Here is a 13,350-nt window from a genome sequence, read left to right as displayed (position 1 = left end):
CAGTAAAACACTATCATTATATAGTGGCAAATTGAGTTTCATATATGACTTTTCATTTATAAAAAAAGAGAACTTTCCTATTCCCTATAAAGAAAGATACTTATAGTATTAATACTATAAGTATCTTTCTTTATATTACTATTTTATTTCTTCCAGTCTGTTTAGCTTCATATAGCCTACTATCTGCTATTTTTATTAACTCATCCATACTTATCTTGTCTAAGCTTATTTCACTAGATTCTATAATACCAGAACTAAATGTAAGCTTTATACTTATATCTTCATAGATAAAGGGCTTATTTCGAATTATATTTAGTATTCTCTTAACTAGTATATATGCATTTTCCTTATCTGTATCTGGCAATAATAGAATAAATTCTTCCCCCCCATATCTACCAAATATATCATAGGACCTTATATTTTGATTTACAATATTTGCAAAATTAGTTAGTATATAATCTCCTGCCTGATGTCCATAGGAATCATTGATTTCTTTAAAGAAATCAATATCCAATATAACTAGAGAAAAAGGATTTTTAACTCTCTTATAATTATCTATAATCTGGTGAAATCTCTCCATCAAATACCACCTATTATATGTATTAGTCAATGGATCCCTTATGGCAATTTCTTTTAACTTAGTCTCTAGTAACTTTCTTTCTGTTATATCATGCTTTACTGCTAAATAGTAAGTAAGTTTTCCTTCTTTATTGTATATTGGAGTAATTCTAGAATCCTCATAATATAAGCTGCCATCTTTTCTTTTGTTTATTTGCTCACCATTCCAAGTACCACCATTGGATATGGTAAACCACATCTTTTCATATATCTCTGGAGAAGTAAGTCCCGATTTTAAAATCCTTGGGGTTTTCCCCATGGCATCTTCCCTAGAATAACCTGTAATTTTTTCAAAGGCTGAATTTACATATATAATATTACCTTCTATATCTGTAATAAGTATAACAACTGAAGATTGTTCTATTGCTGTAGACAGTATCTTTCTCTCTTGTTCACTATCAAAGTATATTTTTTCTTTATATTTGTTTTCCATATTTATCACCTTTACATTAGATAGCTTAGATTCTATCTTATTTTATACCTATTGTAAAGATATTAGGTTTGTTCCAAATAATGTAAAAAGAGCTTCTTGTTTATTAAGAAGCTCTTGGGAATGTTGGATTAATAGGTGTAAAATCAGGGTCTGAAGTAATATATTCATAGATATATTTTTCTACCGGAATACCTATATTCCTTAGACCTTCATTACCAAACATTACATTATATTCCAATATATATAATCCATCATCTACTACTGCAACATCAAATCCTGCATGATTTATATTTAATTCTTCTGCTACCTTTTCTACTAGTTCAATGGCTTCTCTCGGTATATTGTCATAATCATAGGATCCACCTTTTGCTATATTGTTATGAAATTGCCCTTCTCCTGCAATTCTCCAATAAGCACCTATCACTTTGTTTCCCACATATACTATTCTAAGATCCCTGTCTATGGGAAGCTTTTCTTGGATATATAGGGATTCATTAGTTTCTATATAAGATTTCAATTCTCGTCTATTTTCTACTAAGAAAACCCCTCTCCCCATGGAACTTTTTATTTCCTTAGCTACTAATGGATAACTAAATTCTTCCTCTATAGTCTCTATATTTACACGATCTCTGCTAATTATTTGAGTATAGGGTATATTTTTAGGAAATATAGCTTGTAATACTCTAGTAGTCTCAATTTTATTATGTCCCAATTGATAAGTACTGATGTTTGGAAATATCTTTTTCTTTAAACCATATACTAAAGTATTTATCTGCCAATATTCAGGAAATAGGATATAATCTGCTTCTTTAATTTTGTCTATTTCCATCAACATATTTTCTGGTTTAATATAGGTAACATTAGGCATACCCAATGTCCTAAAAGGATTAAATGTAACTATTCTCATCATACCATCCCTTCTAATTTGTGACAAAAATATTTTACTCTTAAAAAGGATTTTTGGCAATATATTTTTTAATGGAAAAAGATGTTTTTAACAGAAACTTTTTAAGATATATTAAAAGTCTTCTGCATAGTAAGAACTTCTAGTAAGAGGTGATGATGCTACCCTCTCAAAACCCATAGATAAAGCAATTTCTTTATACTCCTCAAATTGTTCTGGTGTAATATATTCTACTACTTCTATATGTGATGTAGTAGGCTGGAGATATTGCCCTAATGTCAACATATCACAATCTACTTCTCGGAGTTTCTTAAATGTATCTATTACCTGTTCCTTAGTTTCACCTAAGCCTAGCATCATGCCAGATTTAGTTCTCATATTAGGTTTTCTTTTCTTTACATAATCAAGTAATTCCAATGATCTCTCAAATATTGCCATTGGTCTAACTTCATCATACAATTCTGGCACTGTTTCCACATTATGATTTAATATATTTGGCTCTGAATCTATAATAATGTCTATTAACTCTTTTTCACCCTGCATATCTGGTATAAGTAACTCAATAGTCACCTTTGGTGTTCTCTCTCTTATTTCTTTTACAACATTTGCAAACTGATTAGCTCCTTGATCAGGTAAATCATCTCTAGTTACAGATGTAATAACAGCATGCTTTAAATTAAGCTTCTCTACAGCTTTAGCTACACTTTCTGGTTCTTTCAAATTTACCTTATCTGGCATTTCCCTGGTTACATTGCAGAAGGTACAATTTCTAGTACAATTTCTACCTAGTATCATAAAAGTAGCTGTTCCTCTTGCAAAACATTCCATTCTATTAGGACAATTTGCCTCATCACATACTGTATTTAAAGAAAGATCAGACAATAAAGAGTCTACCTTCTTAGATACATCTCCCCCCTGCATTTTCACTCTAATCCATTCTGGTTTTCTTAATCGCATTTAGTTACCTCCATGTCTAATTCTATATCCAACAATCCTTCAATAAACTCCTTTGCTGATAGTCCATGGATATAGTCATTTATATTTATTGTATTTAATACAAGTTCTAAATCATTTATATTGTGTTTTTTTCCAATTAGCTTTTCTTCCAATTCTGTAATATTCTTTTCTCCAAAAAAATCTCCATATATGGAAATTTTCTCTATTTGACCACTTTCTACTTCTAAGTGATATTCCACTACTCCACTTGGATACTTTCGAGAATTTGTATATTTATAATTAGGACTCTTTCCATAATTCCATTCCCAAGTTTCAAACCTATCCTTAACTATTTTATTGATTTCCTCTAAGTCTTTTTCATTAAATTCATATATGGTTTCTATACCATGGGTATTTATTACATAGTTTTTTAAGTACTCTCTAAATTCTAGTAAACTCATTTCCTCTTTTACATGGTCTACAATATTAGTTACCCTAGCTCCCACTGATTTAACTGACTTGTCCACAAATTTTATGGGTTTACTTTTAAGTGCTAAGGATAATTTCGACATATCGCAATCATATAATAGTGTTCCATGATGAAGCAATTTGTCTTTCTGAAAATATTGTGCATTTCCAGAAAACTTTTTTCCATCTATTACTATGTCGTTTCTTCCTGTAAATTCTGCATTTGCTCCTAAAGACTTCAATGCATTTATTACTGGTAATGCAAATTTTTCAAATCCATTTTTAACCTTAGTGTCTGAAGAACTTCTATAAGTAATAAAAGTAAAATTCATATTACCTAAATCATTGTAAACAGTTCCACCACCCGATAACCTTCTAACTACTGTAATATCATTTTCTTTCACGTAGTCTAAGTTTATTTCAGATATGGTATTTTGATTTTTACCAATGAGTATAGATGGCTTATTTATCCATAACATAAAGACCTCTTCATCAAAATTATTCATTAGATATTCTTCTGCAGCATGGTTAAAGAATGGGTCATTGCTGTTATTTATTACGTAAATCATCGGAGACCTCCTATTCATATGAACTATTCTAGTATAATTATATACAACATTTACATTACTTTCAATATTGTGATATTAAGTTAGCAATCATGAAAAGAACCTCCATATAAGAGGTCCTCCAGTATATAGTAGCATTATTTAATTTTCTATAATAAAATCATCCAAGCTCCCCTTAGTTAAATCTAATAGCCTCAGCTATATTCTATATATCAATTTAATATTTAAGTATATATAGTAATTCTGTTAATAAAAAAGAAATTAAAATTATTATATATATTACTTTTTCTTTTAAATTCTTATCTTTTTTACCTTTAAAAAACAAAAATGATTCAGCTAAAAAAAGTATAGGAAATACGATAAATATAACTGTTTTATCGAACAAATCAAGGTTAAAATGATGTGTATAGGAAAAAACTAAAAATAGAAATACAATAGGTTGAAATAACTTAGTTAAACTAGTAATAGTTTTTTCGTATTTTATCGTTTTTATAATATTATAAAAACGATAAAATACATATATAATAACACTAATTTTTCTTATTATAAAGTTTATAATGTTTTGATCCATAGTCATTAATAAAACTCCTTTGATTTTCTTCTTCAAAATAATTTAAAGAGGCTTTACTTTGTCACTATATTCCTTTTCAGCTTCATCTATTTTCTTATGACAAAGTTCTTCCCAAATACTAAGTAATTTTTTTGTTCTTTCATCTATCTCGTCTTCAAAATAAATTCCTTCTGGAAACCCTGCATCACAATTCATATATCCATACTTATTTGTATATGCTAAGGTAAATGGAACTGTACAAGTTAAAAGATGAGTACATGAGTTTTCCAAACAATAATCTCCTGGTTTCCCTCTACCATATTTGCAAAAGGAAGGCACTTCAGTTTCATCATCCCCCATAATCCCACAATTCAATTCAAATAAACCAATTCTATACCAGCTATCCTCTTTTTCCCAAACTCTGCCAGTCTCATCAATTACATTACCTTCTTCATCAATATAATGACCATATTCATCAAACTTTTTATTTTTCAGAATCAATTCCTCCTATAACAATATTTTATTTAATATTTATTATTCTTCCCAGTCTTTTTCTCCTGCTATAGGTTTTTTACTTGAATCCAGTATTTGTGGTTCATAAGGTGCTATAAAATCTACATATTTAGAGTCCATGATCTTAAAAAATGTCCATCTATGATTATTTTCATCTAAACTTATTAAATTTCTTGCTCCACTTTCACTAACCATATAAGATACGTAATTCCCTGGCCAATATATATATATGGTTTCATATTTTTCATTCTCCGAGTCTACAATTGAATCCGATACTAACTCTATAAATAATCCTTCTATTAAATCTTTTATAGACCTAATATCATGCATAGAGCATAGATCACTATACTTAGCAGGATACCATTTCTCTAATTTATAATTCTCATTAAATTTAGTATACATTTTAACGCCACCCTAATATCTTTGTCCTTCAAATGGCTTATTACCATAATTCTAGAATATACTTAATACTTTTATTTATAAATCTAGTATTATTTGCTCTTCATCTGAATATTTCTTGCGTCTCCATTTGCCTAATTTCTTTATTTTTTTATATATAGTTGGAAGAAAAAAGATATGCTGTACAAATATATTCATGTGAAACAGTTCCTAATAACAATTTATTATTAATAAAAAAACATACATCCTCTGGCAAGTCTTTGATACTAGTAAGTTTTCCATTAACTCGTTCCTCTAAAAATAAGTTATCGAAATTATTTTTAATTATTTCTTTAGCTTTTTTATTAGCTTTATATATATGTATTGTTTTTTTATTCTTCTCTATAGTATAATAACGATGCCAATGGGTCGTTTTTATTGTTTTTATAAGAAAAGGTTCAAGTGCTTTTAGAAAGTTAGCATGATTTATTGATTTTTCATATTTCTCAAGTGGATTTTCTGTAAATCAAAAATATGTGGACACTTCAAAACATAACTCCAATAGTTCAAAAAACTTTTCAAGTTCAATGTTTTCTTGTAATTCTAACATCTTATTCACAATAATATCTCCTTTTAATAATTATAAATTATGATTGTAATTAGTTCTGTTCATAAGCTCCTTAATAAATTTAATATCCGATAAACCAATATTGAGCTTTGGGATAGTTAATTGCATGATAATATTTCCAATATCTCGATTTAGCTTCACTATCAACTCTATAGCAGTCCTCAACAATTTTTTCAGATGCTTTTCAATATTAGTGCCTCCTTTAAATGAGGAGGCACTAGTATTGTTTTTTATCAAGTAGTTTCAAAGATTTAATTCGTTTTAAAAATATTACTTTATCAAATCATTTAATATTTCCTTAACTATTGAAAGTTTTATTAATAAAAGCTTGCCAAATTTTTATTAATAAATTTATAAATTAATACAATCTAAATCGGGAATCACTACTTGTTTACCAGTTGGAAATAATCCATATTTCAAAAGTTCATTGTTATCTAAAGGCCTTGTTACCATTATTGCAGCAATATCTTCATGTGACAAAGTTCCCATAAGCAATTTTCCTTCCTTATCAAAAAAGCATAAATCTTGTGGAAGATATAGCAAGTTATTTTCTTTGTCTCTAAATACTACGTTTGAAGTATTATTAAGTAAAATATGCTTTGTAGTTTCATTGAATTCATATACTAATACTCGGTAAAAATATTGGTTTTTAAATCTATCAGATACTTCTGAACGCATAAACCACTCCCTAGGTGAAAATTTCTTTATCTTATATGGTTTTAATGCTTCTAAAAATGTTTGATACTGTATCTCATCTGAATATATCCATTCCTTAAAGCGTGGATTATTTCCATCCTCATTGCAAGTTAAAACGCCTTCTTCACTTACTGTAAAATATTTAATTTGTTCTAAATACAACAATACATATGATAAAGATATAAAACTTCCTTTATTACTGATATAAAACATAAAAATAACTCCTTTTTCTAATTTATAAACCAGCAATGCGTAATCAAAATTATAAAAATACTACCAAATCTATGACAATCCTCAACAATCTTTTAAATATTGTTTTTTATTAAGTAGTCTCAAGGATCTAATTAGTTTTAAAAATATTAATCCATCCAGTCATCTAACACTTCTCCATCTATGGAAAATTCCATATAGTAAGAATTTAACAATCTATCCTTTGAATATACATCTAATTTTACTATAAACGTATCTTGATAACCATCTTGGTACATAAAATATGATTCAAGATAAGCTATATTCCCCAATTTATAGTTTAATTCATCAATACATATACCTCCCATTTTTTCTTCATATTCATCTTTACAGTCAATCATCCAGTTTTCATAATATCTTTTTAATCCATCTATTAAATGCTTTTTTAAATTAGATTGCTTTTCTATCCAATTTTGAAATTTTGTAATTATAACACTTTTAATATCCAAGCTTTTCTCTAATTCTCTTAAAAAGTATTCCTTAGAATATGATAATATTCCTTGACATGTTTCATCATCTAAATTTATTAAATGATATGTTATTATTATTCTAAAATCATCTAAGTCTTTCACTAATTTAAAGTCAACGAGTTGTATTTCTGTATTTTTATAATTGTTTAAAGAGTATTTTTTTATAGTCTCCTCTTCCTTTAAAAATTTACTAAATTCTTCTATTGTATAATCTTCTAAGCTATTATTTTTAATTAAAGTTGATAATTCTCCTATATACATAATTTAACCTCTTACATTTTTTTATATTTATGGTCTGTTAAAATTGTGAATATAATTTTTCCACGGGGATCTTTATTTCCTAGTAATCTAAAATCTCCATATTTTCCCAATATTTTTAGTTCATATTCATAATAGGTTCTTCCTATCTGTATACCTTTACCTTTTAATCTTTTTATACCCGATTCATTTGTTGATCCTACAAGACCTTTTTTGACTGCTTCTTTAAATTTCTTTAATGCTTCACTTCCCAGTTTTCTTTTTACTTCTTTCTCTGTTGAATCCGAAATCTCTCCCTCAGATTTTCTATCCTCCGATTTTTCACTTACCTTATCCAAGACTTTTGCTTTTAAATCCCTCATTGCTTGTCCTATTGCATATGAAGCCATGGAAAAAGATGTTTTAAATAATCTATCTATACTATTCCACTTTGGACCTATTTCTTTCCAATTAGCAGCTAAATAAGCAACTGTAAGGGTTCCCGTTATTATAAATAGAGCATCTCCAGCTGGTAGTGGACCATCTGCAATAGCAGCTCCCAAACTGACTGCCGTTGCCTTAAACAACATAACAGCAGTTTTTGACAATCCTAATGTAACAATCCCAGCATTAAATGTATTTATGGCATTTCGTATGGAGGCATCTTTATTGCTCCTAGCTGCTCTATATACTCCATTGATACTATTAATATCTATATTATCACTTTTAATATTAGTCTTATAATTGACTCTATAATTATTATCTATATTATCCCTGTAAAACTGTTGTTCCTCAACACTTGATTGTATCATTTCAAAGAATAATGATTTTTCATATTCATTCATATTTGAAATGACTTCTTTCAATAATTCAACATCATCATACTCTGAATAACTATTTAAAATAACTACCTCTGCCAAAACTCCACTACTAAAAGATAGCAGCATAACCATTGCCATTATCAAACTAACTAATTTTCTCATAACCTCATATCTCCCTTTATATTATATTTTTTATATATATTTGGTCAACTGTATTATTTAAGATATCTTAATTATCCTCATATTACCAAAATCAACTTTCTTTACAATACTTTTTGACTAAACGACAATCTAATCCACATAAACTACATATTTTTATAAAATATGTTATTCATGCAGATATATATGTCGTTCATCCATTTGATATTTAAAAGCTTATAGTTTGTGATATTATTATCATCAATAATGATTCTAGGTGATTACAATGATTTTAATTGACAGATTGCATAAGTATTTTCAAAGGGAATTCAATTTTGATGAACTTGATAGTATTAAACTAAAATATTCTTTGGAGTTTATCATAGGAGAAATTTCAAAGTTTACTATATTATTTTTTCTATTTTGGATATCGGGTAAGTCCACTGATTTTATTTATTGCTCTTCAGTTTTATTGGTTATTAGATTATTCACAGGGGGATTGCATTTTAGAACATATGCTAAATGTTTGATATTTAGCGGAATTTTCTTTTACATAATTATACTTTTAAAATACAATATAAATCTTAACTTTAGAATTGCCTTTATTTTATTCATATTTTCCCTATTCACAACTATTATATTTGCTCCTATTTGTGGGGAATCCAGACCTGACTATCCTCATAAAAAAAGGCAAAAATTTAGATTAATAGGGGTAGTATCGATCCTTATATATTTTGGAATGTATTTTTTTATACATAAAAGCCCATACTTTATCAATTCAGTATGGGTCATAGCATTACAATCTATTCAATTATTAATAGCAAAGGGGATAATAATTTATGAAAGAAAAAAGATCAATTTTTAAAAAATTCCTTAAGGTCCTATGTAGTTTACTAATTCTATTAGCACCAATGACAATAGTTAATACAGCTTCTTTTTTCCTTTGGGGAGAACCTGAATGCCCTGATTCTCTGAAAAAATCAATTACTGACAAATAGAACTCTAAATATAATATAATTATCATCATTATATATTTCATTCATTATTTCTATATTACCATTATATTTTTTTACTATTTCTCTAATGTTATATAAGCCAAAACCTCTTCTGTTTCCTAGTTTTGTGCTAAAGCCTTTATTAAATATTCTATTTATATTTTCATTTTTTAGATATGGATGCTTATTTCTAACCTCTATAACATTCATATCTTTTTCTTTCTTTAATTTAAGTATAACAACATTATTTTCTATATCTGTCTCAAAAGCATTATTTATTAAATTCCCTATTGTCTCTATTATTTCATAGTCCTTTAGGTTTAGTTTAAATCCATAGTCCTCTATTAGTATTTCAAATTGAATACCTAATTCTTCAGCATTTTTTATCTTACTATATAAAAAACCTGCCAACACCTTGTTATCAAGCTTAATCAAATCTCCTAAATTATTGTTTCCTTTTATATCATTCATATAATTTTCCATAGCTCTAATCCTTTTTCCATAATCCATATTTGTAAAGATAATCATATTTAGTGCCTGGATATGATTATCAAACTCATGTTGCTTGATTCTTAACTCTTGAATTAGTTCATCGATAACTGGAATATATTTTTCATAAGTTTGTAGTTGCTGTTGCTCGTACTCATTTTTAAGTCCATTTTTTATTAAAACAAAATTAACATATATAATTCCTAAAGAGATTACTGCTATGATGACTATATTTTTTAAAGCACCATCAATATCTATATTCCAATATAATAGCATGGATACTAATAGAACAAATATATTTAGTGTTATATACTTGAATACCTTATTATTCATAAGAACATATCTATATAGATAATTGAGAGGTATATATCTGCTTACTAAAATAATACCTAAGAATCCCATAATTTGAGCAATTATTCCATGTGTAAAATTCAATTTTATATCCATAAATAAAATTTGCAATATACCCACAATCATAAATTGAATCAATAAGATAATTATTATACAAATTATACTTATGTAAATAGTTTGTTCGATGTCTTGCTTATATAGTATGAATATAATAGTCATAATTAAAACCAGTGCTATTAGAATATTATATTTACAAGGTAAATATCTTCTAGATAATGCCATTAATACTGAAAATATTAAAATAAATATTATAATTTTCTTCCTATTACTTTTTGTGGATCCAACTAACTTTCTTGATATTATAATAAGATTTATAATATCAAATATAGCCATTATAAAGAATCCTACTAATCTCATTTCAACTTACTCCTTATTAAATCCCTATACTTTCTGCCAATGGAAATGGGAAGTTCAGCACCCTTAATATAAATATCATTGTTACCTTTATCAATTTTTTCAATATAATTGATATTAACTATATAACCCCTATGACATTGTATAAAATTAGTATTTAGCTCTTTCAATAATTGACTTAAAGTATATGTGGATAATTCTATTCGTTCTTTTATTGTTGAAATAAATATTTTTCTATTTTGAGACTCAATATAAATGATTTCATCCTGCTTTATAAAATAAGTATATTCTTTTTGCTTTAATTTTAGGTAGGTATCCTCTTCTTTTATTACTCCATAATTGATTATAGTTTCTAAAATAGTTTTTACTGTTTCTTCTTTAAATGGCTTTACAATATAGTCATAGCAATGTATTTCTTTAAATGCCATTAATTCTCTAGTTGGTACAGCAGTTATAAATACAATTGGTGTCAGCTTATAATTGTTAATATTTCGTATTTCTTTAGCTAATTCAAATCCTGAATAATCTTTCAGTTGAATATCTAGTAAAAATACATCATAATTAATATCCTTTGCATATTTTAAGGCTTCTTTGGCATAGCCAGTTATGGTAATATTTATTTTGCTGTTTATAGAGTTAATCATTGCTGCCAATCCATTTGCAATTATAGGTTCATCTTCAACAATTAATATCTTAGACATCTAAATCACCTCTTATTGTTAAACTATATACTATCTTCTATCCTACCATATTTATTAGCCATTATGAAGTGAACTTTAAAGCTATTATATAGTTTCCAGAGGTATTTCATTATGTTTACAAGTCATAAAAAATATTATAGGATATTATAGCGTGAAATGGAGTATATTATCCACGCCCCGGCTATCTTCCAGCAGAACAATTTGGTATTGAAGTTCCTGAGGGTATACCTTGTCCTAACTTTATGGCAATTAAGTTGCAGGACAGTGCAAAGTCCATAAGTGGAGCTGTAACTTATGCAAAAGAGTTTGGAATTTAAAAGTCATATCGTTCATATCTTCACCCTACAATATAAAATCTGGACTGATAATAGCCCAAATTTTACTGTCATATTCCTATGTCTATCTCTAATTTACTGTTACCTAATATATTGCAAATTCTAATAATATCCTCTTGGGAAAATGTTTTTTGGAATTTCTTCTTAATCTTTTTAAAGTAAGAAAATCTAACTATTGAATAGGACTCTATTGATTTTATATATTCTTTAGTAAATCTTTTTTTATTTTTAGATATAGCTTCAAATATCATAATCCTAGAGCAATCCTGTATTACTTTCTTTAATTTTTCTGCCTCTTCAGAAACAAAGACAAGCTCCTTATTAAAGAATTCATCAATAAAATTTATTAATTTATTTATAATTCTATCTAAGGGATATTTTCCATCTATTTGAGAAAATATGGTCATGTGTTTATTATTGTAATCTTCTTCTATATCTTGCAAATCATCTATTATTTGAAGAAATACTCCATAGCAAAACATAAATTCAGCTTCTTCTTTTTCTAAGGTTCCCCTAACTAAATATCCATCTGCCAATACAGAGGTTCCACCTTTTTCAAAGGTAATTCCTATTATGTCTTTTTCGTAGGGTAATGTTTTTTCTCTTTGCTGTATAAGACTTTTTACCTGGGCACTATGAATATCTAATAAACTCTGGAACAACCCTTTAAATATATCTCTTTCAAATTCCTCTTCTATCTTTTTTATTAATTTATAAATACGCTCTTCATTACAATTTAAAGGTTTAACCTCTTCTCCTAATATCCATTTTCTAAACCTTTTATTAAATTCTACCTTATCTGTATTTGAAATACTGGAATCATCTAAATAATTATCACTATAAGGATATAACATACTATATGAAAATATTGAGGGCGTTAACTTAACTTTCATATCGAATAATATCTGTATACTATTCATAATCCACACATTCCTAATTGCCTGAAATATATCATAGACATGTATTTGGGGATCAAATTCTTTTACTTCATCTATAAAATCTTCTGTCACACTGGCATAGCCACTATCAATAAAAAAATCTATTATACTTTCTCTACTCCCTAATATATTCATTTCCATATCTTTTATCTGTGTCAATATGGACTTTCTCCATGATTCTTCCTCATCTTTATTGGGAGCTTTTTTTAAGATTTTAAAAAGTTCTTTTCTAAATTGCTCTATTCTTCTCTCATTTGTCAGTTTTTCTATGAGAGATATTTTATTATTTTCCATATGTAAATCTGCTTCTGTATCCCACCATAGAGACAGATATTTTTCTTTCAAATCCCTTATCATTTTATCACCCCCTAATATATCTATTTCGGCATAGTAATTTAATTATATAGTTGATTTCACTTTTCCACAACATAAAAAGCCCCTATATAAAGGCCTTTTATTAATACTGCTGTGAATTTCTTGAAAATTTTATAATTTATTGGAGCAATTGGGACAATAATTCCA

The 13,350-nt window shown here is 27.4% G+C and carries 14 protein-coding genes; 2 read left to right on the top strand and 12 right to left on the bottom strand.

Annotation, left to right across the window (positions count from 1 at the left end; translation table 11 throughout):
* Window positions 1-130: 130 nt before the first annotated feature.
* The 9 genes from RBU61_RS18370 to RBU61_RS18330 all read right to left on the bottom strand — a co-directional run bounded on the left by RBU61_RS18370 (window position 131) and on the right by RBU61_RS18330 (window position 8,629).
* Entirely contained in the window at window positions 131-1,051 is a 921-nt protein-coding gene (locus RBU61_RS18370) for a diguanylate cyclase (protein WP_308877126.1), read from the bottom strand.
* A gap of 103 nt (window positions 1,052-1,154) precedes the next feature.
* Window positions 1,155-1,961 (bottom strand): ATP-grasp domain-containing protein, encoded by an 807-nt coding sequence (locus tag RBU61_RS18365; RefSeq protein ID WP_308877124.1) that lies wholly within the window; start codon window positions 1,959-1,961, stop codon window positions 1,155-1,157.
* 108 nt (window positions 1,962-2,069) lie between these two features.
* On the bottom strand, window positions 2,070-2,912 hold the full coding sequence (gene lipA / locus RBU61_RS18360; RefSeq protein ID WP_308877123.1) for a lipoyl synthase: 843 nt from the start codon (window positions 2,910-2,912) through the stop codon (window positions 2,070-2,072).
* The gene (locus tag RBU61_RS18355; RefSeq protein WP_308877122.1) at window positions 2,903-3,928 is read right to left on the bottom strand and encodes a lipoate--protein ligase; all 1,026 of its coding nucleotides are present in this window, start codon (window positions 3,926-3,928) and stop codon (window positions 2,903-2,905) included. The genes lipA and RBU61_RS18355 overlap by 10 nt, the downstream gene beginning before the upstream one ends.
* A 610-nt stretch (window positions 3,929-4,538) precedes the next feature.
* Entirely contained in the window at window positions 4,539-4,976 is a 438-nt protein-coding gene (locus tag RBU61_RS18350) for a hypothetical protein (RefSeq protein ID WP_308877121.1), read from the bottom strand.
* 33 nt (window positions 4,977-5,009) lie between these two features.
* Window positions 5,010-5,390, bottom strand: coding sequence for a hypothetical protein (locus RBU61_RS18345; RefSeq protein ID WP_308877120.1), 381 nt, complete (start codon window positions 5,388-5,390; stop codon window positions 5,010-5,012).
* A 955-nt stretch (window positions 5,391-6,345) separates the two neighbouring features.
* Window positions 6,346-6,903, bottom strand: a complete 558-nt coding sequence (locus RBU61_RS18340; protein WP_308877119.1) for a hypothetical protein — start codon at window positions 6,901-6,903, stop codon at window positions 6,346-6,348.
* 146 nt (window positions 6,904-7,049) lie between these two features.
* Window positions 7,050-7,670 (bottom strand): hypothetical protein, encoded by a 621-nt coding sequence (locus RBU61_RS18335; protein ID WP_308877118.1) that lies wholly within the window; start codon window positions 7,668-7,670, stop codon window positions 7,050-7,052.
* 11 nt (window positions 7,671-7,681) lie between these two features.
* The gene (locus RBU61_RS18330) at window positions 7,682-8,629 is read right to left on the bottom strand and encodes a hypothetical protein (protein ID WP_308877117.1); all 948 of its coding nucleotides are present in this window, start codon (window positions 8,627-8,629) and stop codon (window positions 7,682-7,684) included.
* A 262-nt stretch (window positions 8,630-8,891) separates the two neighbouring features.
* Here RBU61_RS18330 and RBU61_RS19650 point away from each other — a divergent pair, with 262 nt between their 5' ends.
* Window positions 8,892-9,470 carry an accessory gene regulator ArgB-like protein gene (locus RBU61_RS19650; protein ID WP_374212468.1) on the top strand — a complete coding sequence of 193 codons (579 nt, stop codon included), beginning with the start codon at window positions 8,892-8,894 and terminating at the stop codon, window positions 9,468-9,470.
* Window positions 9,445-9,603, top strand: coding sequence for a cyclic lactone autoinducer peptide (locus RBU61_RS18325; protein ID WP_308877116.1), 159 nt, complete (start codon window positions 9,445-9,447; stop codon window positions 9,601-9,603). The genes RBU61_RS19650 and RBU61_RS18325 overlap by 26 nt, the downstream gene beginning before the upstream one ends.
* Here the strand turns inward: RBU61_RS18325 and RBU61_RS18320 are convergent.
* The 3 genes from RBU61_RS18320 to RBU61_RS18310 all read right to left on the bottom strand — a co-directional run bounded on the left by RBU61_RS18320 (window position 9,586) and on the right by RBU61_RS18310 (window position 13,185).
* The gene (locus RBU61_RS18320; RefSeq protein WP_308877115.1) at window positions 9,586-10,857 is read right to left on the bottom strand and encodes a GHKL domain-containing protein; all 1,272 of its coding nucleotides are present in this window, start codon (window positions 10,855-10,857) and stop codon (window positions 9,586-9,588) included. The genes RBU61_RS18325 and RBU61_RS18320 overlap by 18 nt on opposite strands.
* Entirely contained in the window at window positions 10,854-11,555 is a 702-nt protein-coding gene (locus RBU61_RS18315) for a LytTR family DNA-binding domain-containing protein (RefSeq protein WP_308877114.1), read from the bottom strand. Before RBU61_RS18315 ends, RBU61_RS18320 begins: the two co-directional genes overlap by 4 nt.
* 385 nt (window positions 11,556-11,940) lie before the next feature.
* Window positions 11,941-13,185 carry a class 1 isoprenoid biosynthesis enzyme gene (locus RBU61_RS18310; protein WP_308877113.1) on the bottom strand — a complete coding sequence of 415 codons (1,245 nt, stop codon included), beginning with the start codon at window positions 13,183-13,185 and terminating at the stop codon, window positions 11,941-11,943.
* Window positions 13,186-13,350 lie beyond the last annotated feature (165 nt).

It is taken from the genome of Tissierella sp. MB52-C2, from assembly GCF_030931715.1.
Taxonomy (GTDB): Bacteria; Bacillota; Clostridia; order Tissierellales; family Tissierellaceae; genus Tissierella.
Note: the sequence above shows the minus strand (reverse complement) of the source record. Positions and strands in the feature narration are given on the sequence as shown.